Source organism: Streptomyces sp. NPDC047022 (assembly GCF_040644155.1).
Classification (GTDB): Bacteria; Actinomycetota; Actinomycetes; order Streptomycetales; family Streptomycetaceae; genus Streptomyces.
Genome location: NZ_JBEYVV010000008.1, coordinates 182,401 through 203,406, shown reverse-complemented (window position 1 = coordinate 203,406; position 21,006 = coordinate 182,401). Strand labels below are relative to the sequence as shown.

At 70.3% G+C, this 21,006-nt stretch carries 16 protein-coding genes; 1 reads left to right on the top strand and 15 read right to left on the bottom strand.

The genetic code is table 11. The features are described from left to right. Positions 1 to 309: 309 nt before the first annotated feature. Positions 310 to 498, bottom strand: a complete 189-nt coding sequence (locus tag ABZ845_RS12240; RefSeq protein WP_360976866.1) for a DUF6381 family protein — start codon at positions 496 to 498, stop codon at positions 310 to 312. 44 nt (positions 499 to 542) lie between these two features. Further along, entirely contained in the window at positions 543 to 1,466 is a 924-nt protein-coding gene (locus ABZ845_RS12235; RefSeq protein ID WP_360976863.1) for an aminoglycoside phosphotransferase family protein, read from the bottom strand. Between the two features lie 305 nt (positions 1,467 to 1,771). On the opposite strand from ABZ845_RS12235, the gene ABZ845_RS12230 reads away from it, so the two are divergent. Next, positions 1,772 to 4,465: a SpoIIE family protein phosphatase gene (locus tag ABZ845_RS12230; RefSeq protein ID WP_360976860.1), complete on the top strand. Its 2,694-nt coding sequence runs from the start codon at positions 1,772 to 1,774 to the stop codon at positions 4,463 to 4,465. A 72-nt stretch (positions 4,466 to 4,537) separates the two neighbouring features. Here the strand turns inward: ABZ845_RS12230 and ABZ845_RS12225 are convergent, their stop codons facing one another. From ABZ845_RS12225 to ABZ845_RS12165, 13 genes are all read right to left on the bottom strand, one after another. Further along, entirely contained in the window at positions 4,538 to 6,433 is a 1,896-nt protein-coding gene (locus tag ABZ845_RS12225) for a glycosyltransferase family 39 protein (protein WP_360976857.1), read from the bottom strand. Positions 6,434 to 6,474: 41 nt separating this feature from the next. Continuing rightward, the gene (locus tag ABZ845_RS12220; RefSeq protein WP_360976854.1) at positions 6,475 to 7,563 is read right to left on the bottom strand and encodes an NlpC/P60 family protein; all 1,089 of its coding nucleotides are present in this window, start codon (positions 7,561 to 7,563) and stop codon (positions 6,475 to 6,477) included. 43 nt (positions 7,564 to 7,606) lie between these two features. After that, positions 7,607 to 8,089, bottom strand: a complete 483-nt coding sequence (locus ABZ845_RS12215) for a poly-gamma-glutamate biosynthesis protein PgsC/CapC (RefSeq protein ID WP_360976851.1) — start codon at positions 8,087 to 8,089, stop codon at positions 7,607 to 7,609. Further along, the gene (gene pgsB / locus ABZ845_RS12210; RefSeq protein ID WP_360976848.1) at positions 8,086 to 9,549 is read right to left on the bottom strand and encodes a poly-gamma-glutamate synthase PgsB; all 1,464 of its coding nucleotides are present in this window, start codon (positions 9,547 to 9,549) and stop codon (positions 8,086 to 8,088) included. The genes ABZ845_RS12215 and pgsB overlap by 4 nt, the downstream gene beginning before the upstream one ends. A 15-nt stretch (positions 9,550 to 9,564) precedes the next feature. Continuing rightward, positions 9,565 to 11,925 carry a HAMP domain-containing protein gene (locus ABZ845_RS12205; protein ID WP_360976845.1) on the bottom strand — a complete coding sequence of 787 codons (2,361 nt, stop codon included), beginning with the start codon at positions 11,923 to 11,925 and terminating at the stop codon, positions 9,565 to 9,567. A 145-nt stretch (positions 11,926 to 12,070) separates the two neighbouring features. After that, a complete protein-coding gene (locus ABZ845_RS12200) occupies positions 12,071 to 13,378 on the bottom strand; it encodes a hydrolase (RefSeq protein ID WP_360976842.1) in 1,308 nt (435 codons plus the stop codon). Between the two features lie 788 nt (positions 13,379 to 14,166). Next, positions 14,167 to 15,141, bottom strand: coding sequence for an MASE1 domain-containing protein (locus ABZ845_RS12195; protein WP_360976839.1), 975 nt, complete (start codon positions 15,139 to 15,141; stop codon positions 14,167 to 14,169). Positions 15,142 to 15,370: 229 nt separating this feature from the next. Continuing rightward, on the bottom strand, positions 15,371 to 16,702 hold the full coding sequence (locus ABZ845_RS12190) for a GAF domain-containing SpoIIE family protein phosphatase (protein ID WP_360976836.1): 1,332 nt from the start codon (positions 16,700 to 16,702) through the stop codon (positions 15,371 to 15,373). After that, positions 16,702 to 16,842 (bottom strand): hypothetical protein, encoded by a 141-nt coding sequence (locus ABZ845_RS12185; protein ID WP_360976833.1) that lies wholly within the window; start codon positions 16,840 to 16,842, stop codon positions 16,702 to 16,704. Before ABZ845_RS12185 ends, ABZ845_RS12190 begins: the two co-directional genes overlap by 1 nt. 69 nt (positions 16,843 to 16,911) lie before the next feature. Then, positions 16,912 to 18,312 carry a glycosyltransferase 87 family protein gene (locus ABZ845_RS12180; RefSeq protein ID WP_360976830.1) on the bottom strand — a complete coding sequence of 467 codons (1,401 nt, stop codon included), beginning with the start codon at positions 18,310 to 18,312 and terminating at the stop codon, positions 16,912 to 16,914. 372 nt (positions 18,313 to 18,684) lie between these two features. Continuing rightward, on the bottom strand, positions 18,685 to 19,707 hold the full coding sequence (locus ABZ845_RS12175; RefSeq protein WP_360976826.1) for an ABC transporter permease: 1,023 nt from the start codon (positions 19,705 to 19,707) through the stop codon (positions 18,685 to 18,687). After that, a complete protein-coding gene (locus tag ABZ845_RS12170; protein WP_360976823.1) occupies positions 19,704 to 20,606 on the bottom strand; it encodes an ABC transporter ATP-binding protein in 903 nt (300 codons plus the stop codon). Before ABZ845_RS12170 ends, ABZ845_RS12175 begins: the two co-directional genes overlap by 4 nt. Then, positions 20,603 to 20,998, bottom strand: coding sequence for a GntR family transcriptional regulator (locus ABZ845_RS12165; RefSeq protein WP_360976820.1), 396 nt, complete (start codon positions 20,996 to 20,998; stop codon positions 20,603 to 20,605). The genes ABZ845_RS12170 and ABZ845_RS12165 overlap by 4 nt, the downstream gene beginning before the upstream one ends. Positions 20,999 to 21,006: the final 8 nt, after the last annotated feature.

Genomic DNA, 21,006 nt, shown 5'->3' with positions numbered 1-21,006 from the left:
TCGTCGGCGTGGAGGCCGGGCCCGGCCCGTGGCCATGCCGACACCGGACGGCGGCACAGCCGCCCCGCCGAGGTCCGCCCGGCGCGCCCGGGGCACGGACCGCCCCACACGCCGGCGGGCCCTCCGCGTGTCCCCCCGATTCTCCTTGCGGGAGTGAGCTGAGATGGCTCGTCCGAGGAAGTCTCCTCGTCGCCGTCTGCCGGGGCGATACCGGCGTGCTCTGATGAACGCGCTGCTCCACGAGGGTCCCGTCGCCATCAGTGCGTACGACACCCGCCAGCGCTTCGTCCTCCAGAAAGAGGCAGGCGCCTACTCCTTGGGGTAGATGTCGCCGCTTTGCATGGCGCTGTCTTGTTCGGACTGGGATTGCAGCCTGCGGGACTTCTCCTGGAGACGCTGCCGCTCTTTCGGGTCGGAGGTGCGCTCCGCAGCCTCCGCGAGTTCCTGGGCCTTGTCGCGCATGTGCTGGAGCCGTTCGCGTGTCTCTTCGGAAGTCATGATCGGTCCTCGCTTCGTGAGGGGGTACTCCATGGTCAAGCGAATCAAGCTTCGGCGGTTCCGGCACCTCGTCCGCCGGCCTCCTGGATGTATGCCAGAACACGGTCAAGCGCCGCCCAGCCCGCGGGTCCCCATGTCGGCTTGCCGCCGGGCAGGCCCCGCTCCCCGGCCCGGCCCATGAGGATGAGGAAAAGGCTCTTCGCGGCGGCCAACCCTCGTGCGCGCCGGATCATCGCTTCGTCCGCGCGTGCGTACGCCTCGAAGAACCGTGCAGCCGCGCCCTTGGGAAGGAGCACCCAGGCAGCCGCGAGATCGACCGCCGGATCGCCGGCGCACATGTCACCGAAGTCGATCACGCCCGAGAGTGCGCCGTCCGCGACGACGACATTCGCCGGATGAAGATCGCCGTGCAGCCATACCGGCGGGTCCTCCCAATCGGGAGCCGCAACGGCCTCTTCCCAGACGTCCCGGACCTTCCGCAGGTCAGCGGCAACGTCTCCGGAGGCGACTTCCTCGAGTGCCCTTTCGAAACCGTCCGTGAGCGTTTCAAGGGGAACGCCACGATCCGTACTGACCGGTGCCTTCACATGGAGCGTCTTGAGGAAGCCCGCCAAAGTGTCGGCCGCACGGTCGTGGCTGATCGGGGCGCGGTCGGCCGGATCGCCGGGAACCCATGCCGCGATGGTCCATGGCCGCGGGAAACGTGCGGACGGTTCACCGATCCGCATGGGGGTCGGGACCGGTAGCGGAAGGCGCGGTGCCAGGGCGGGCAGCCACCGGTGCTCTTTGCGCAGGAGGGACGGCGCACGCTCCGTGCGCGGCATGCGTACGGCCAACTCGTCTCCGAGACGCCACAGTTGGTTGTCCCAACCGCCGGCCACCTCACGCACGTCCAGGCCTGCAAGGTCCGGATGCTGCTCACGCACCAGTGAGCGCACCAAGTTCTCATCGATCTCGAAGCTGTCCATGATCTTACTCAACCACGGTGACGTGGCGCGGTTGACCCGTAGCGCTCCGTCGGCAGTGAAGGCGGTGGAGCAGGACGAGGCTGCTGTCGGACGTGGCGCGCTCGGCAATGGGCCTGGACGGATGTCCGGTCGTGCCGGCCCCTGGAGACGGGGGCAGTCGGACGGCCTGGGCTCGCACAGCGGTGTATGAAAGGTATATGAAGGAATCTTCCGGGCGTCCCGGGAGCCCGGTGCGTCCTCCGCCCGTCGGACGCTCGCGAAAAGGTCGCGCTTCCCTGCTGGACCCCCGCAGTGCGGCTGGGCAGGTGTTCCTTCTCCAGGTCCTGATCGTGGTGCTGCTGGTCGCGGCCGCGGTAGCGGCCACGGTCATCCAGGCGGCGCGTGACGCGCTCCAGCAAGGGCGTCGGGAGTCGGTCGTCGCCGCCCAATCGTTCGCGAATGCCCCTGGAGTGGCGAAGGCGCTGCAGAGCAAGGACCCCACGGCGGTGCTCCAGCCGCGAGCCGAGGCGGCGCGGAAGAGCGCGGGCGTGGATTTCGTCATCGCCATGAACACAAAGGGAATCCGTTATACGTACCCCTACCCGAGCGAGATCGGGAAGAAGTTCGTCGGCAACATCGAACCGGCGCTGAAGGGCCATATCGTCGTCGAGCAGGCCGGCGGGCCGCCTCTGCCCGCGGGCAGGGGGACGGACGTGCAGGCGGTCGTCCCGGTGACCGAAGTGCACGGAAAGGTCGTCGGCCTCGTCTCCGCGGGCATCACGGTCACGAACGTGACGAAACTGTGGATTCCGCAACTGCCGATCATCCTGGGCAGCGGCGTGGCCGCACTGGCGCTGGCCGTTACCGGGACGACGCTGGTGTCCCGACGGCTGCGTCGGCAGACGCACGGCCTGCCCCCGGCGGAGCTGGCCCGGCTGTACGAGCACCACGACGCGGTCCTGCACTCGGTACGGGAAGGAGTGCTGATCACCGGCGCCGACGGACGGCTGCTGCTGGTCAACGACGAGGCGACGCGGCTGCTCGGACTGCCGGCGGACGCGCAGGGGCGCCCGGTCCGGGAGCTGGGACTACCGGAGCAGATCACGCGCCTGCTGTCGTCACCGAAGGCGGTCACCGATGAGGTGCATCGTGCCGGGGACCGGTTGCTGGCGGTGAACAAGCGGCCCACGTACCCGGACGCAGACCTGGAAGGCAGCGTGGTGACCCTGCGTGACACCACGGAGCTGGCGGCGGTCTCGGGGCGGGCCGAGGTCGCGCGGGAGCGGCTGAAGCTGCTGTACGAGGCCGGGGTGGGGATCGGAACGACGCTGGAGGTGGGCCGTACGGCCCAGGAGCTGGCCGATGTGGCGGCGCCGCAGTTCGCCGACCTGGTGACGGTGGACCTGCTCGACGCGGTATTGCGGGGGTGGGAGCCGACGGCGGAGGGCTGGCGGCATCTGCGCCGGGTGGCGATCGGCGGCGAACAGCAAGCGATGCCCGTGTATCCGCCGGACGAAATGATCACGTTCTCGGCCGGGACTCCGCAGATGCGGACGCTGCGGGAGGGACGCGGCATTCTGGAGCCGGACCTGTCGCTGGCACACGGCTGGCGGGAACAGGATCCGGAGCGTGCCCGGAAGGCCCTGGAGTGCGGGTTGCACTCGCTGGTGACCGTGCCCCTCCAAGCGCGGAACGTACCGCTTGGCGTGGCGAACTTCTACCGGACGGTGGATTCCCCGGTGTTCGAGCCGGAGGATCTCGACTTCGCGGAGGAACTGGCCGCGCGGGCGGCGGTGGCCATCGACAACGCCCGAAGGTTCACCCGAGAACACGCGATGGCGGTGACACTGCAGCGCAGTCTGCTGCCACGCGGGCAGCCGGAGCAGGAGGCACTGGAGGTGGCCTGGCGGTATCTGCCCGCGGAGGCGGGGGTGGGCGGGGACTGGTTCGACGTCATCCCGCTTCCGGGCGCCCGGGTGGCACTGGTGATGGGTGACGTCGTCGGCCACGGGCTGCACGCCGCGGCGACGATGGGTCGGCTGCGCACCGCGGTGCACACCTTCTCCACGCTGGACCTGCCTGTTGACGAGGTGCTCGGGAACCTGGACGACCTGGTCGTCCGCATGGACGACGAGGAGAGCACGGGGGATGCCGCGATGGGCCACGAGGGCGAGGGGGTGACCGGAGCGACCTGCCTGTACGCGGTCTACGACCCAGTGGCGGGGTCCTTCACCATCGCGCGTGCCGGACACCCGGAACCGGCGGTGGTGTGCCCGGACGGGAAGGTCGTCTGCCCGGGCGTACCGGCCTCGGCGCCGCTCGGCCTGGAAGGCCACCCCTTCGAGACCGCCGAGCTGTCCCTGCCGGAAGGTTCACAACTGGTGCTGTACACCGACGGCCTGGTGGAGGACCGCACCGGGGACATCGACGTCGGGCTGGAGAGGCTGCGACGGGCGTTGGCCGGGTCCGGGAGTTGCACTCCTGAGGAGACGTGTCAGACCGTGATCGACGCTCTGAAGCCGTCGCACTCATCGGACGACGTCGCGCTGCTGGTGGCGCGTACCCGAATGTTCCCGCCTTCGCACGTGGCCGAGTGGGACGTGCCGCCGGACCCGGCGCGGGTTCCCTCGGTGCGGGCGCGCTGCAGGGAGACGTTGCTGGAGTGGGGGCTGGAGGAGATGGCATTCACCACGGAACTGATCGTCAGCGAGCTGGTCACCAACGCGATCCGGTACGGCTCACCGCCGGTCAACGTGCGGCTGCTGCGCGGACGCTGTCTGATCTGCGAAGTGTCGGACGGCAGCGGCACCTCGCCGCGCCTGCGGCGGGCCGCGACCATGGACGAAGGCGGACGGGGGCTGTTCCTGGTGGCACAGTTCGCCCAGCGGTGGGGAACGCGGTACACGACCCGCGGCAAGGTGATCTGGGCGGAACAGCCTCTCCACGACGGCGTGTCCGCGGCCCGGAGCCACACACCGGTCGACTTCCTCCTGGAACACTTCGAGGATCCCAGCCTATGAGATCGCACTGCATCGCCCCCTGGTGCCCGCCCTCGACGGCGTCTTCACCACGGTCCCCGTCGCCGGCCCCACTCAGCCCTTGCAGTCGTACAGGGAAAAGCTGCCGTCGAAGGTCCGGCCGTAGGCCTTGGGGCGGACGTGGGTGCAGTGGGCCTTGATCCAGGTGGTGGCGGGAGTGGTGGGGCGCTGGGAGGTGAGCAGGGCGTAGCGCAGTTGGTGGGTGGAGACGAGGGTGCTGAGCTGCTGCGCGCTGGGGAAGGGAGTGCTGCCGGTGAATCCGCCCATGACGAGCATGGGTTCGGACTCCGCCCGCAGGAGCGGTTCGGCGGTGTAGGCGGCCTGCGTGGCGAGCAGGTACTTCTCACCGTGGCGGTGCGAGGTGAGGTAGCTCAGCAGGGCGGTGTCGCGGGAGCTGGGCCGGCCGAGCCCGACCCTGGTGAGCGAGCTGCGGTGATGGGCGGCGTCGTCGTACCTGGTGCCGACCGGACCGGCCATCGGCGAGGTGGAGGCGCCCGCGTAGCGGGAGTCCAGGCAGGAGAGGGACCAGCCGGCCGGCATGACCAGGGTGGCCGCGATCCCGGCGGCGAGCGCGCCGTGGACCATCCGCTCGGAGGTGCGCGGCCCGCGCGTCCACAGGCCAAGCGCGCCGCATGCCGCGAGCATCAGGGCGACCGGCAGCAGCCAGGAGACGAACCGCGTCGGCCAGTCGAGCACCAGCGCCCACACCGCCGTCAGCATGATCGCCGCCGGCAGTGCCGCCCGCCGGGTGCCGCCCGCCTCGTACTCGTCCCGGAAGAGCGCGAGCCCCCCGCCGGTCAGCGCCGCGAGCGCCGGGGCGATGACGGCGGTGTAGTAGGCGTGGTTGCCGTTTGAGGCGCTGAACACCACGGCGTGCACGGCCAGCCAGCCGCCCCACAGTACGAAGCCCGTGCGCAGCAGGTCGGTTCGCGGCTGTCCGGCGCGCCAGACGATGCCCAGGACCGTGGCGAGCACGGCGAGCGGCAGGAACCAGGCGATCTGCGGGCCGACCGTGTGGTTGATCAGCATCGTCCAGCCGGTGTTGCCGGTGGTGCGGCTGGCCGCGGTTGCCGCGACGGAGCCGAACGCGGTGGAATCGCTGCTGAAGCGGCTCAGGCCGTTGTAGCCGAAGACCAGGCTGAACGGATTGTTGTTGGCCGTTCCGTCGAGGAACGGGCGGTCGGTGGCCGGAGTCTCCCAGGCGAGCAGTATCCAGAAGCAGGAGACCGCCAGCGCGACCGCGCCGGCCAGCAGGACGCGCAGGGCCCGGTTCAGCCGGGTGCCGGGTGCGGCGCACTGGTAGACCACGGCGAAGACCGGCAGCACCAGCCACGCCTGCAGCATCTTTGCCTGAAAGGCGAGCCCGACCCAGACCGCGCAGGTGATCAATGGCAGCAGTCGCCCGGTCCGCACCGCCTTCTGCAGCGCTCCGGCGGCGGCCACGAGGAGCAGGGTGAGCGCGGTGTCCGGGATGGTGGCCCGGTTGAGGACCACGGTGACGGGAGTGAGGGTGAGCACCAGCGCGGCGATCAGCGCGGCGAACGGCCCGGCCCAGGCCCGTACGATCCGGTGCAGCAGCCATACGGCGAGCACGCCCTCGACGACCTGCGGAAGCGCGGCCGCCCAGGTGTGCGGGCCGAAGAGCCAGACGGAGACGGCGTCGGGCCAGAAGGCTCCGGGGAGCTTGTCGATGGATATCGAACCGCTGGCGTCGAGCCCGCCGAAGAGGAAGGCGCGCCAGCCGGTGGCCATCGACCGTACCGCCGCCCCGTAGAAGGGGTGGAGCGCGGCGTGCGAGATGCCCCAGGAGTACAGCGCCATGGCGACCACCAGCACCGCGGCGAGCGCCGGGCGCTCCCAGCGTGGAACGGCTTCCGGCCTTCCGGAGCGACGGTCCGCCCGGGTGCGTCGGTGCGCGCCGACGGGCTGAGCGGCGGGGATGGTGGCCATGACAGTGGTCCTCGGATCAGCGGGGCGGTGGAACGGCGGGTTCACAGGCGGCGGGCTGCCCGGAAGCCGCGGGCGTAGAAGTCGGTGCCGTCCAGCAGCGAACGGCCAGACAGGTCGCCCATGGTGGGGCCGTTCGCGGCGGAGCGGCTGGAGTAGAAGCGGTGTCGGCCTTGGTCGTCGAGACCCATGTACATGCCGCAGTGGTCGATCAGCTTCGGCTGGTCCTTGATGATGGCGAAGAAGACCAGATCACCGGGCTGCAGCACGCCCAGGTCGGTGGGCTGCTCGCCGGTGTCGGGGATCACCAGCCGGCCGGGGCCGTAAGCGGCGATGGCGAAGGCGCGGCGCGGCAGGCCGGTGCCCTTGGCGTTGGTGTTGTCCAGGGCGATGCCCATGCGGTAGCCCCACACCAGACGCTGGAACCCGGAGCAGTCGACGTCGCCGTAACGGGCCTTCTCCGGCTGCACGAGCGTGCCGTCCGGGAAGGTCCAGGGGATGCCCAGGTAATCGTAGAAGTCGGACTGCTCGTCGTGGTAGGCGAAGTCCAGGGGGTTGCCGACGCCCTGGTTGCGCGGGCCGAAGTGAGCGGTGCCCGCGTAGCGCACGCCGGAGCTGTTGTGCTTGCCGGGCGCCCCCGCGCTGCTGTACTGGAACGCCACCGCGAAGACGTCCGGGCTGGTGTCGCCGAGCGCCTTGGTGAACCAGCCCTTGAACCAGGCGGACTTCTCCATGCCCGGCTGCCACTCGTGCGGCAGCACCCGCACCCAGGCGTTCGTGGTCAGCGTGGCATCGGTGGTGCGCGGCTCCTCGAAGCGGCGGGAGGGCCCGGTGAGTACGGCGGTACGAGCGCCATCGGTGAAGGTGGCGATCGTGTCGCCGCCGGAGTCACGGACCACGGTGCGGTCGGGCGCGGACAGCCGCTCGAAGGTGTGGCCCCCTCCGCGCCGGGCGCTGGAGTCGGAGCCCGCACCGCCGCCGCCGACGTCGCTGCCTCCGCCGTTGCCGTTGCCGTGCCCACGCTGCTGCCAGGCGTACCCGCCGGCCGTGCCGGCGGCCGCCACGCCCGCGATCGTCCCGAGCACGGCGCGGCGAGTCGGGCGGCTCCGCCTGTCCGCGTGTTGAGAGTGCATGGCCGATCCTCCTGGAGGTGCGGGTGAATGGGTGGTGGTCAGGTCAGCCGGTGGGCAGGACGCCGAGCAGCAGACCGGCGACCAGCACCACGTACGTGGCCAGCGTCACCGCCGTGGTCGAGATGAGCGTGGGTCCCAGCGGTTGGCGAACCATCTGGTAGGAGACCAGGCCGGGAACGATGAAGCCAAGCGTCTGTGACGTGTACTGCAGCGGGAACGCGTGGTTGAGGGCGAGCATCACGGTGGTCTGCATCAGCACCGCGCACAGCACCACGGCGGCGAACAGCCGCTTTCCGTAGAGGATCACGGTGCGCTGCAGCAGCTTCGTCATGAAGAACGAGAGCGCCGCGACACCCACCATCAGCCCGGCCATCTGCACGTCGGTGATGAGGGTGAGGGCGATCCAGCCGGGTGTGATCATCCCGCCTGGCGAGAGGTTGGTGGTGAGATAGCAGACGAGCGAGAAGATCAGCCCGAGGGCGATCCCGAGCGCGGCGGTCTGTGCGGTGAGGTCGGCGGGGATCACTTACGGTTCCTCGTGGACTGGTACGGATCGTCGGAATAGTGCTGGCCGTCCTCGGCCCTTTCGTTCTCGGACCGGCCGTGGCGGTCGGCGAACCAGCCGGCGAGTTCGCGTTGTGCCGGGATGTGCACGCCGTACGCCGGTGTCTCCAGCGGCGCCACCCAGCTGAACGGCTCCGGCTCGGGCGGACGGGCCACCGCCATGTGCCGGACCACCGCGATCTGCATGGTCTCCTGGTCCAGGCCGTCGCCCTGGGGAACGTCGGCGGGCTCCTCCTCGGACTCGTCCAGCGGCAGCTCGGCGAGGCATTCCAGGAACAACTCGCCCTGGCCGTGGATGTTGCCGATCGCCACCAGCGAGGAGGCTGGGCCGAGTTCCGCGAGGAGCGCCGCGGTCAGCTCCTCGGGGTCCCGCCGGTCACCGCCGAGATCCACCACCCGCCCGGTGAAGTCGGCCGGGATGGCGTCGCGGGCGCTCTTGGTCGGGTGGCCGATCAGGAAGACCACCTCGGCGCGCAGGTCGGGGACGATCGCGCCCATCTGGCCGTTGCGCTCCACACGGTCCGGGCGGCAGTTGATGACCACGTTGAGCGGCCGCCTGATCGCGCCCAGATCCTCCAGCTGCTGGACGTTCATCAGCGTCGACTCGGGGTCGTTGGCCGCGAAGACGTTGGCGAACCGCAGCCGCTTGCCCTCCGGGGCGACGTAGCGCTCCACGGAGAGCACGCCCGGGTCCGGCGGCGCGTCCCACATGCCCTGCAGCGCGGTCTGCCGTTCCACGCCGAGCAGCTCGGCGACGGCGAGCGCGATCGCCACGTTCTCCTTGAAGGTGAACCAGCTGAAGCCGCGCAGTTCGGCGTCGGTCACCGTCTCCGGATCGACCGCGATCAGGCGGCAGTTCCGCTTGTCGGCCTCCTCCTGGAGGATGTGCAGCCGGTCCTTCTCCGCCGTCACGCACACCCCGCCGACCGGCATCGAGCGGGAGAGAGAGCGGGCGACGTCGTCCAGGGTGGGCCCCATCTCCTCCAGATGGTCCTCGCGGACGTTGCACAGCACGCCGATGGTGGAGCGGATCAGCTTCTCCTGGTTGATCTCCTGAAGAGCGGGCATCACCGCCATGCACTCGATCACCAGCGCGTGCGGCCGGTAGGTCGCCGCACGGCGCACGATGCCGATCTGCTCGACGATGTTGGACAGCCCGAACTTGCGGTAAACCGGTTCCTCGGTGGCGTCCGGGTGGATGAACCGGGCCGCGGTGCCGGTGGTCTTGGCCACGGTGACCAGGCCGCCGCCGCGCAGCGCGCCCGCGCACAGCCGGGTGATCGAGCTCTTGCCGCGGATGCCGTTGACCAGCACCCGCGTGGGTATCTGCTCCAGCGAGGCGAAATGCCGCTTCTGCTCCACGATCCCGGCGATCCACAGCGCGGCGCCGCAGATCAGGACTACGACATAGAGGAATAGCACGTCGATTTCGTCCTTCTACCGCTGGAGTGTGTTGTCGTGCCGGTACTGGGGGGAGCCGGCGACGGCGCCGGATCTGGCCGCCCGGCCGCGTTCCGCCAGGGCCTGCCGGATGAGCTCCAGGCCGCGGGTGACCGAGCCGACCTCGTCGTGGTGGACCGGGTGCAACACGGTGCGGCGGTCACCGCCGGCGAGACGCTCGACGAGCACGGCGACCGCGCGCAGGGGCCGGATCACCACGATGTGCAGCCAGCCCAGGCAGGCCGCGCCGAGCGTGATGCCCAGAATGCCGGCGAGCATGGTGCGCTGCTCTGCCTGCACGGCGGGGAGCTTGAGCGCCGCCGCGGGCTCCGCGGTCACCACGTGCCAGCCGAGCTGGGCCGTCGGGCCGCTCTGTGCCAGCGGTGCGGCTGCGTCGACCGAGGGACCGGAGGACGAGGGGTGCACCGCCGAGGTCGCGGTGCCCGCGGTGCCCGGGGCGCCCTGGCCGGCGCGGGCGAGGCGGGTCAGGCCGGAGTCGGGCAGCGCCTGGAAGGCGCGGTAGCCCACGCTCGACGCCAGCACCTTGTAGTTGTTGTCCGTCACCCAGACGCTGCCCAGGTTCGGCCTGGCCAGGTTGGAGTTGAGTGTGTTCACGTCTATCTCGCCGAAGAGGACCACCCCGGCCGCCGGAGTCTTGCCCTTGATGTTCCGGATCTGGGCGTAGGCAGCGATCGCCGGGATACGGCCCGAGGTGTTGACGGTGGTGATCCCGCCGCCGTCGGGCACGTGGATGAGGGTGCGCAGCGGTGTGTCGCCCACGCGCAGCGTGATGCCGCCGGAGCGGTCGATGAGATACAGCGAGCGGTACTGCGCATGGTCGTCGAGCGTGTGCTGCAGCACCTCGGTCTGGGCGGACCGGCTCTTGCCCTGCAGGCTCGCGGCCACATCGCTCATGTCGGTGTACGACTGGTCGAGGGACTGCCGGATCCGGTTCGCCGCGATCTCGGTGCGCGTCTGCTGGACGGCGAGGACCGGAGCCGGAACCGCCGTCGTGGTGTTCGCCCGGTTCAGCGTGAAGATCATCGGTACCGACCAGCACGCCAACAGCACCACGCCGGCCACGGCCAGTGACCGGTAGCCGGGTCCGCGCCGGGCCGGGAGCTCCTCCGGGCCGCTCTCGCCGAGCAGTTGCCGGCGCAGCGACTCCAGTGCCCGCCCGATCCGGGCCAGTTCTCCGAAGCCGTGTACGGGGACCGTGCGGGACAGCTCCTCCATCGCGACCGGCCCGCCTTCGGTGGCACCCCGGGCCAGGCGACCGGCGGACAGGTACAGCCGCAGCAGTGGCCGCTGCACGGCGAAGTGCAGCGCCAGCCCGAGCAACAGCGCGAGCCCGGCCAGTGCGCCCGCGGCCTTCAGCGCGAAGCCCAGGTAGTCGGCGGCGGCGGTCGTGGCGGGCACCGCGTGGGAGGTCAGGACCGTCAGACCGAGGTCGTCGGTGTCGCCCGGACCGGTCGCCGAGGCGACCTGGGCCCAGCCGGTCACCGTGCGCAGGCCGCCCGTTGTGGCGCCCAGCAGGCTTCCCGAGGCGTCGGTGTCGTGTCCCGACCCGCTCGCCGCACGGGCCGCCGCCGCGGGCAGACCGCTGTCGGCCACGGTCCCCGTCGCCGTGCCGTGGGGCGTGCTGACGACGGCCTCGCCGCTCGCGTCCAGCACCTCGGTGGTGCGCCCGTCGCCGTACGCGGTGAGGGCGGGGAGCGGCTCGGAGAGCACCAGCAGCCACTGCCGCTCGGAGCGGCTCGGGGCCTGGTTCTGGTCCTGGTTGGCGTCCGCCTTCTGCGCGGGCAGGGTGACTTTGGCGAAGTACAGCAGTTCCCGCGTACCGTTGGAGGTCACCAGCCGGGGCAGGATCGGGCCGTGCCCGGAGGTAAGCCTGGCGGTGTTCACCCCGGTCAGCGGGACCGGCTCTCCGCCGGCCGCCAGCGGTTTGCCGGAGTGCGGGTCGAGCAGGGCGCTGCCGCGGACCGCCTTCCTCGCGGAGGTCAGCGCTTTGAGGACGGTCGCGGGGGCCGATGAGGGGGTGGCCGGGTAGGCGTCGGCGGCACGGCGTACCGTGCTCGCCTCGACGTCGATCGCGGTGCGCACCGACAGTGCGGTGTCCGAGGCGATGCGCTGGTCCCCGTTGAGCACGGCCTGTGGGACCCGCTCGGCATGGACGTTGCCGAGGCCGATCACGGTCAGGGCGGCGACCACCAGCAGCAGCACGATGAGTGAGGCGATCGGCGGGCGGACCCCGCCGAGCAGCGGCATATCGGCGCGGCGGCGGATGCGGTGTCGGCGCGGCGCCCGGTTGGCGGTGGGCAGGGCAGGGGATCCTCTCTGAAGCGGCGCCGAGCGCAAGAGCGTTCGATCAGACGAACATTCTAGCGGCGTGTGATTGCATAACCGTCACAACCGTGTCCCTGTGTCGTCATGTTGTGAGTGCGACCGGGAGCACAGCCGTGGGGCGGGCCCGGTGTCCCGGACCCGCCCCACGGATGCCCGGTCAGCGGACGAAGGAGATCTCCGGGTAACTCTTGTTCGGCCCGTCGAGCAGGCCGCTGTGCTGCTTGCGCAGCGTCTGGTCGAAGAAGGCGGCGACGTAGTCGCGCTCGACCTTGACCGCGCGGTCGGGATCGATCGTGCCGTACTGCTGCTGCAGTTGGGCCTGGGAGAGCCCGAGCAACTGCGCCTCCTGCGACACCATCCACTCGTTGTCGCTGAACGACAGGTGCGCCGCGCCATGGAGCTGGACGTCGACCCGGTAGCCCTTCAGGTGCGGCCACAGCGTCCGCCACGAACCGTCATTGTTGCGGTTGTGGCTGCCGGAGCTGAAGAGCATGAACGGGCGGTCGAGGTCCTTGCTCGGTGCCGTCCCGAAGAACTGGCCATCCAGGTCCGCACCGGCGGCGATCCGGTGGTCGAGCTGCATCGCGGTGTCGACCGCCGCGCCGCCCAGCGACCAGCCGAACATCCCGATGCGGGACATGTCCACGGCCTTCGTCAGCCCGGCGGGCAGTGTGGCCTTGCCGGCGTCCGGGTTGCCGCCCTTGCTGAGTGTGCTCAGCGAGTCGATGACGAACTTGATGTCGGCCGCGCGCACCTTGAGCGTGTCGGAGGAGTGGGCGCCCGACGGCATCGTGTTGACCTCGAGCCGGTTCCCGGGGAACTGCACCTCGTTGGCGTCGTGCGTGTGGTCGACGGTGACGACGAGGTAGCCGCGACTGGCGAGATCCTGGGCGAGCCCGGTGCCCATGGCGCGGTCGGAGTGCAGGCCGGTCGAGTACAGGAGGACGGGCAGCTTGCCGAGCGTGCTGTCCACCGGGGCGAGGACATGGCCTGCGGTCTGGGGCAGGGTCACCAGCTGAGGCGACAGTCCGCGCGTGGCGAGGAAGTGGGCGCCGGATATCGACGGCATCCACGGCGCCTGGTAGTGCCCGGACGTGGAGGTGGCCGGATACCACAGCGAGACCATCACCTCGCGCGGCTTGTTGCCGGGCACGTACGGGTCCGTGCGGGACTTGTCGACGAGGTGCAGGCCGACCATGCCCACGGAGTAGCGCCCGCTCGGCGCCGGCATGGTGAGCTGAAGACCGCCCGTCCTCACTCCGTTGGACGCGAGGACCGAAGGGTGGACGGCTTTGTACTGGCCGGTCGCCTCGTCGTTCTCGGGTGCCCACGGCGCGTCCTTGTCGGGCGATTCCCCGGTGGCCGTCGGCTTGTTGGTCGCCTTCCCGGCGGCCATGGCCGGCGTCATGCCCGCACCCAGGGCGACGGCCAGCGCACCCGCCGTACCGATCGCTCGGGCGATCACTCTGCGATGGTGGCGCGGGCGGCGGTGTTTCATGGAACTCCCTAGCTTCAGCGATCGAAGAACAGGCGATCGACTGTCGCACACCGTACCGCCGTCGCGGCCGATGGATCCGCCCCGCCTCCTCCATGGCACACCCGCGGCCGGGGAGGCCGGTCGCCCCCGGCCGGCGGTGGCGCCGGCCGGCGGTGTTGCGAACGCGACTTCACGGACGCCTCGGCGAACAGGGCGGGACGGTGGACAGAACGCACGGCATCCACAGGATCCCGCTGGTCGGCATATGCGGAGAAAATGTGATGAAACTCGTAACCCGTGCTTCAGTGCGGCGGCGGCCATGGAGGCAACCCCCAAGACCTGTGGTTGCGCTCGCGTATGTGGAAGGGAACCGGTTCCCGTGCGCACGAGGCGACTCTCCGGCGTGCCCCCCTCGCCGGCCTGTTGCCGAACTCTTTGCCTGACGGGGCGCGGTCGCGCCGGACGGGGGTGCTCATGGTTCTTCTCGTCGGTCCTGCCGCCGCTCGTGAAGGCTTGGCTCATCGGCCAATGGCCTCCCACGAGGGGAGAAGCCTCGGCAGAACCGCAGGTGCCGTATGTGACGAGATACGGCACCCGCGGTGCGATGACCGAGTCCGACAAGGGCCTCAACCCGCTCTGGCGTGAAGGTCGTTGCCGTGCGGGGACGCACGAAGGCGCGTCCTCCTCTCGCAGTCCTCTCGGCGGCATGGAGGCGGACCGGAACGCACCGTGGATCACCGCCACCGCCTGCGTGCGACGGTGCTGCCGATCGACCATCACGGCCGAGTCGGTCCGCCGCCATCCTCTTCGTCGGCCCGGCCTCCGGGAGGCACCGATGGGTCACCGGTATCCGGTGCGAACCTTGCTGCCAGCTCGGCCAGCCGCTTGCAGGTCTCCTCGATTTTCCGCTGGGTCTCGTTCCGTTCGGTGATGGCTGCCGAGAGCAGCAGCGCGGTCATTGCGGCGGCGCCGTTGAATGCCTGCAGCGCGATCATGTTGGTGAGCAGGGTGTGACCGGCGAACGGGCCTGTCCTGCGGGTGGCGGCGAGGATCGCGCAGATGGATACGGCCAGCGCGCAGGGTGCGGCTGCGGCGAGCTGGAAGCGGAAGGCAGCCCAGGTAAGCAGCGGAAAGGCAAGGAAGGTCAGCGGCGCGGAGGCATTTTCGAGCAAGCCGACGCCGATGGTGGCCGCGACAAGAAGCGTTGCCTCTTCCCACCGGGAGGGCGGCGCGTGCTTCGGCCAGTGTGCCGAGCGGAGGACGAGCAACACGGGGGCGACCACCAGAACGCCCATCGTGTCGCCGGTCCACCAGACCCACCACGTGGGCCAGAACCCGCTGGGGGGCAGCGCGTGAGCGAGACTCAGGGCGCCGCTGCCCACGGTCGCGCTGACGAGCATGCCGGTGAGCCCGCCGAGGAAGACCAGTGCGAGTGCGTCTCGGAAGCGGTTGATCCGGGTGCGGAACCCGGCGCGGTGAAGGAGCGCGTAGGAGCACAGGGGCGCGAGTGTGTTACCTGCCGTGATCGCGAGTACGGTGGGGATCGATGGCCCGAGGGAGACGTTTGCCAGGAAGGCGCCGAGCGCGATCCCGGGCCAGATCCGGAGGCCGATCAGGAGCAGGCCGGCCAGGGCGATGCCGGTCGGTGGCCACATTGGAGTGACTTGGCCGCGCACGAGCTGCTGGAGCAGCCCCAGCCTGCCCGAGGCGTAGTACAGCGCGGCGACGGCGCCGATCTGCAGGGCCGTCATGCCACCGCGCCGGAGCCCGTCTCGGAAAGCGGCTGTCATCGGGCGGTCTTCTGGTCGGTCTTGCCCGGTCGTTCCTCGTCCGCCGGCTCCGCCGGATCCACCACACCGCCGCTCATCAGTGTGACCTTTCGAAATGTGCTGTGTCGGATTGCTTCGGGTGACCGCTCGGGGGCAGTGTCGCGCCCTGACGGTTCTTCCTCGGCCGGGTCGCCGTGGGCTGCCTGACTCTTCACCGCGGGGTGCGCAGCGCGAGGATGGCCATGTCGTCGTGCCCGTCGCTGGGGTGGTGGTCGGCGAGGGCCTGCACGAAGTCCTGCAGGGGCAAGGCGGCGTGTGTGGTGGCGAGTTCGGCCAGTTGGCTCAGGCTTTCATCGATGGGGTGGCCGGGGTGTTCGATGAGGCCGTCGGTGAAGAAGACGACGGTGGCATCCCGGGGCAGGGGGTGGGTGTGGTCGGGGCGGTTCTGCTCGCTGTTGACGTTCAGCGGCAGTCCGGGCTCGGCGGACAGGTATTCCGCACGGCGGTCGGGGGTGATCAGCAGAGGCGGGACGTGACCCGCGGTGCTCCAGTGCAGCCTCCAGGCGTGGCCGACGGGTTCGATGCGCGCCAGGGTGGTGGTGGTGACGGGGCTGTCGGTGATGGCCTGCAAGGTGCGGTCGAGCTGGGCGAGGACCGCGCTGGGCGGAGTGCGCAGAGTGAACAGCAAAGCGCGCAGCATGTTGCGAGTGGACGCCATGGCGGCGGCGGCGTGGAGGTCGTGACCGACCACGTCGCCGATGACGACGGCCACCGCGCCGTCGGGCAGCAGGATGGCGTCGTACCAGTCGCCGCCCAGATGGTGGGGTGCGGCGGCGGGCTGGTAGATGGCCGCGGCGTCGAAGGGCCGCATGTCGGGCAGCGTCGGCAGCAAGCGCCGCTGGAACTGTTCGGATCCGGCACGAACCTGTTCGAGAAGCCGTACGTTTTCGATCGCGATGCCGGCGGCACTGGCCAGGGCGACAACGATGTTCTCGTCGTGGACGTCGAACGGTTGTCCATCGTGCCGCTCGGAGAGGTAGAGGTTGCCGTAGGTTCTGTCGCGGACGCTGACGGCGACGCCGAGCAGGGTGCGCAGGCGTGGATGGCCGGGCGGGAATCCGACGGAGGCCGGGTGGGCGGGGATGTCGTCGACCCGTAGGGGCTCGGGGTGGCGGATCAGGTGTCCGAGCACGCCCAGACCGCGTGGAAACGGCACCTGGGCCAGGGCCTCACGTTCCTGCTCGGACAGACCGACGGCGATGAACTGCTCCAGATGCTCGCCGGACTTGTCGAGGACTCCCAGTGCTCCGAAGCGGGCACCGGCCAGTTCCATGGCGGTGGTCACGATGCGGTGGAGCACCGAGGGCAATTCCAGCTCCCTGGTGATGGCCACCACCGCGTCCAACAGGCTCTGAATCCGGTCCTTGGCGGCGGCCAGGGCGCGCAGCTGCTCATCGATCCGGCCCAACTCGGTGTCCAGACGCGCGAGCAGGTCGGGGTGGCGCGGCTGCTTCTCCCCCTTGCCCTCCTTGCCGGCCGCCATCACGATCGCCTGGTGGACAGGTACTCGTTCTCGGGGGCCTTCAGCCGGGAGGTGGCCTCGATCTTCACGAACCGCTCAGGGAACGCGGGCAGCCGAAGGGCGCGCATCCGCTCATTCAGCCACTCACGCGATCTGTGCACCCACAGTCTCCTGACACGACCGTGATCAACTTGCACAGGGTGACGCGACCGAGCAGCTCGGCCAGCCCATTACGCCGAAAGCGGCATGTCGCAGACCGTTGTACAAACGCAGCTCACGTTGCCGGAGGAGGGGCTCCCGCTCCTCCCGCTCAACTGGCTCTGGCCCAGGCTCACCATGGGACCCGGCTGTGCAGCGTACTCGAGGGTGCGCCGGCCGTGGGGCGGTTCGCTTGCGCGAAGGTGAGGGCGGCTGATGGAGAGACGGGCGGTGAAGCGGGGCCAGATGACGAGGACGATGGGATAGATCGCGTAGCCGATTCGGGTGGCTGGAGAGAGCAGGATCGCCAGGGTCAGGCCCAGGGCCAGTCGGTCGGCGGCGGCTGTCGTGGTGCGTGGAGGACGCACCAGCAGCGATATCGCCGTGCCCACGGCGCTCAGTGCGATGAGCACCATGGTGACGGTCTTGCCGTCGGGAACCAGTGAAATGATCAGGTGCCCGAGCAGGGGACTTTGGGCGGATGACGCGGTCGGGCCCAGGCCGAGCGGGTAGAGGACGACGTTCTGGTAGGACGCGCTGCCGTCCACCAGGGCTGCGGGCAGGATGGCGAGTGCGGCGATGGTGGTAGCGGTCAGGGCGCACTTGACGGCGGCGCGCTTCCCGGCGACAGCCGCGAACACGGCGATGACCACGGGGATGGCGGGCCAGGCGGTCCACTTGAGGGCGGCGGCCACCCCAACGGCCAGGCCGGCGCGTATGGCGCTGCCTTGGTCCGTGTAGGCCAGGGCCAGGCAGATCAGTGCGATGACGGGCGGGTCCACGCCGCCGATGCTGAGAGGCAGTGCGACGACGGGGCAGGCGGTCAGCCACAGGGCGCCCGTCCGCGCGGTGATGCGGTGTGCGGTGCCGTCGGCCGGGTGGGCGTCGATGGTCCGGTTCTTGGTCAGGGCGCGTACGGCGCCGGCCAAGGCGCCGAGGAAGCCGGCGAGGAACCACAGGCGGGCGCTGCTGAAGGGGGATTCACCGAACAGCAGGTGCGGTGTCCCGAAGAGCGCCATGCCAGGAAGGTAGGGGTTGAAGTCCCGCACCGCGTGGGGCGCGCTGTTGTACGGGGTTCCGGAGGAGAAGAGCAGGCCGGCTGCCCGTTCCACGACGCCGACCTCCATCTGCGCCCTGCCGATGGCTGTCAGATACAACAGGGGCAGCGCGGCTGCGCCGGTGACGGCGATGACGGCGGCGGTTCGGGGCCACGGTGTCGGCGACCTCGCGGCTGACAGCGTGGCGCAGGCGTATCCCGCTGCGGCGAACAGGCCCCACGCGTGCTGTGAAGTGTTGGCGGCGGACAGCAGTCCTACCGTGAGTGCCGATATCGCGCACACCACCAGAATCGGCCAGTCCCACCGCTGGCCAAGGCGGGAGGACTTGCCTGCCGGGCGTGTCTGCTGGGCTTGTTTTCGGGCAGCTTGGGACATCGGACATCAATCCTTGAAGAGGGCATGGCGAAGTGTTGAGGGGGCCGTGGGGCCGGGTGTTGGTGTGCGGCGGGGCGTGCCGGGCTGGGCATGGGGGCCGGGCCGGTGACAGCGATGTGCGATTCGCGGTCGGCCGCGGTGGGGACCGCAGGCCGCTCGTACGGTTCCTGTGGCGATCGCTCGAGGTCGTCATCGCCTCAGGCGGTGGAGGACCGGTCTCCGTGTTCGGCGTGGGCAAAGGCGGCTACGCGTCGGGGCGCCGAGTGTTCTGTGGGCCTTGGGGGCGTCGCCGCCGGTGTTCTTCGGGGTCGGGACGTCGTCCACGCCGTGCCTGCCGACCGCGAGGCCTCGGATGCGGTGCGAGGTCCGGAGTCAGATGCGGGCCTTGTCGCGATGCCGGGTTTCGCCGGTGAGGCGCTGCAGCATGCGGAACGCGGCGAAGGTCAGCAGGGCTCCGATGGCGAGGGTGAGGGCGGTCGCGGTGAACTGAAGGGGCCAGTAGTGCGCAAGGGGGTGGTAGTCGCGGTAGAAGCTGACGATGTGGAGTCTTTCGTACGTGGTGTGGCACGAGGTGGAGAAACTGCTGCCGCAGTAGGGGATCGGCAGCCGGGCGCCGGTGGAAGTGAGGACACCCTCGTCCACGCCCATTCCGCCGCCTGCCGGGATGCCTGGCGTCAGACTGCTGACGCGGGTCACGCTGGGCCACAGGTGGGGCAGTGCCAGATGGATGACGCCGAACACGCCGGCCGTGGCAAGGACGGAGGTGATCAAGGCGGGCAGGGAGCGCCGCCAGGCGAGGCCGGCCACGGCGCCCGCGGTGAGGCCCGTGAGTGCCAGGGCAACGGTGAAGGGGCCGCCCGCATAGAAGGTCGGGAAGTCGTACCAGGTCTTGGCGGTGTCGACGCGACCGTGGGCTGCCCACCAGGCGAGGTGGTGCAGCGCGACCAGCAGGCTGGTGCCCACGGTGATGAAGGCGGCCGGGACGGCGAGCCTGACGGTGAGCCAGCGAGCCGGGGACACCGACTGGGCCCAGGTCAGCCGCGCGGTCCCCATCTCCAGTTCCCTACTGGTCAGCGTGGCGCCGGCCCAGGCGGCGACGAGGAAGGGGGCGGCGAGGACCGCGGTCGTGGCGTACTGGTAAACGTCCTTGTAGAGGAGGATCGCGGGCTGGTCGTAGGCGCAGGTCGGTGCCATGCCGCACGCGTCGTACTGGCGCCATGCCTCCGCGGAGGCGTCGGTGAGCGGGCCCCACAGCCACAGCAGCGCGGCCGCCACGACGGTCACAAGCCCTGCCCAGGCACACAGTGCCGGTCGGTGCAGGCGCAGCAACCAGCGGGTCTGGCGGGGTGCGGAGGTCTGGCTCCGGGTGGCCAAGGCGGCGGCGGGGGCGGTCATGCGGTCGTCTCCTGGGACACGGCGGGTGCGGATATGGGGCAGAGGGTCAGGGCGGGGGCTGCCGGGCTGCGCAGATGGGCGAGGACCAGCGCTTCGAGGGTCGGTTCTCTTGTCTGCCACGTGTCGGGCAGGGGACCGGCGGGGCGGATGAGGGCGGTCAGCTGGCGACCGGTGGTGCGGCATTCCACGACGGTGTTCGGGCCCAGATCGCTGACGGCGCCGGTGACCAGAGTGTGGGCCGCCAGCAGGTCGTCGATGTCGCCGGCCAGGCGGACGCGGCCGTCGCCGATCAGCAGCAGGTGGTCGCAGGAGTCCTCCAGCTCGGCGATTACATGGGAAGACATGACGATCGTGGTGCCGTGCTGGGCGGCTGTGGCCATGAGGGTGCCCATCAGTTCGTGGCGGGCCAGCGGGTCGAGGGCGGCCATCGGCTCGTCCAGCAGCAGCAGTTCCGGCCGTTTGGCCAGGGCCAGCGCGAGCGCCACGCGGGTGCGCTGGCCGCCGGTGAGCGAGCGGATGCGGATCGTGAGGTCCAGGTTGCCGTCGGCCACGACCTGCTGCGCGGTGGCCGAGTCCCATCGGCCGGGGTTGAGGTCGGCGCCCATGCGGAGTGTCTCGGTGACGGTGAGCTGCGGATACAGAGGTTTGTCCTGGGCCACGAAGCCGATACGAGCCCGGGAATGGGCCGGCTCTTCGCCGAGGACCGAGAGTGAGCCGTCGTCGGGTGCGATCTGCCCCGCCGCCAGGGCGAGCAGCGTCGACTTGCCCGCGCCGTTGGGGCCCACGAGCGCGCAGATGCGTCCGGCGGGCAGCCGGAACGTGCACTCCCGCAGTGCCCAACCTCCGCGCCGCGAGAACGACTTACCCAGCCCGTTCGCCTCGATGGCGGTCCTCGTCATTGCTGTTCCTTTCCCGTGGGCTCGAAGTGCTCGTCCAGCACGAGAGCGAAAAGTGCTGCCACGTCGTCGCGCTCCAGGCCGGCCGCCCGGGCGCGTGCCGCCCACTCGGAGAGTTCGCCTCTGAGCGGAGACTCGCCCGGTGCGGCGCCGAGGGACCTGCGTACGAAGGTGCCGAGCCCTCGCCGGGCCTCGACCAGTCCCTCCCGCTCCAGTTCCCGGTACGCCTTGAGCACCGTGTTCGGGTTGACTGCCGTGGCCTCCACGACCTCCCGGGCAGCGGGAAGCTTGTCCCCCGGCTCCAGCAGGCCCAGGCGTAGGGCCTGCTTGGTCTGCTGGACGATCTGTACGTAGGTGGCCACCCCGCTGCGCCGGTCGATCCGGTATTCGATCATCCCGGCAA

Excerpts from the sequence above, each read along its gene's own strand:
- ABZ845_RS12240 (WP_360976866.1), bottom strand. The coding sequence starts at position 498 with ATGACTTCCGAAGAGACACGCGAACGGCTCCAGCACATGCGCGACAAG.
- ABZ845_RS12235 (WP_360976863.1), bottom strand. The coding sequence starts at position 1,466 with ATGGACAGCTTCGAGATCGATGAGAACTTGGTGCGCTCACTGGTGCGT.
- ABZ845_RS12225 (WP_360976857.1), bottom strand. The coding sequence starts at position 6,433 with ATGGCCACCATCCCCGCCGCTCAGCCCGTCGGCGCGCACCGACGCACC.
- ABZ845_RS12220 (WP_360976854.1), bottom strand. The coding sequence starts at position 7,563 with ATGCACTCTCAACACGCGGACAGGCGGAGCCGCCCGACTCGCCGCGCC.
- ABZ845_RS12195 (WP_360976839.1), bottom strand. The coding sequence starts at position 15,141 with ATGACGGCCCTGCAGATCGGCGCCGTCGCCGCGCTGTACTACGCCTCG.
- ABZ845_RS12190 (WP_360976836.1), bottom strand. The coding sequence starts at position 16,702 with ATGGCGGCCGGCAAGGAGGGCAAGGGGGAGAAGCAGCCGCGCCACCCC.
- ABZ845_RS12180 (WP_360976830.1), bottom strand. The coding sequence starts at position 18,312 with ATGTCCCAAGCTGCCCGAAAACAAGCCCAGCAGACACGCCCGGCAGGC.
- ABZ845_RS12175 (WP_360976826.1), bottom strand. The coding sequence starts at position 19,707 with ATGACCGCCCCCGCCGCCGCCTTGGCCACCCGGAGCCAGACCTCCGCA.
- ABZ845_RS12170 (WP_360976823.1), bottom strand. The coding sequence starts at position 20,606 with ATGACGAGGACCGCCATCGAGGCGAACGGGCTGGGTAAGTCGTTCTCG.
- ABZ845_RS12165 (WP_360976820.1), bottom strand. The coding sequence starts at position 20,998 with ATGATCGAATACCGGATCGACCGGCGCAGCGGGGTGGCCACCTACGTA.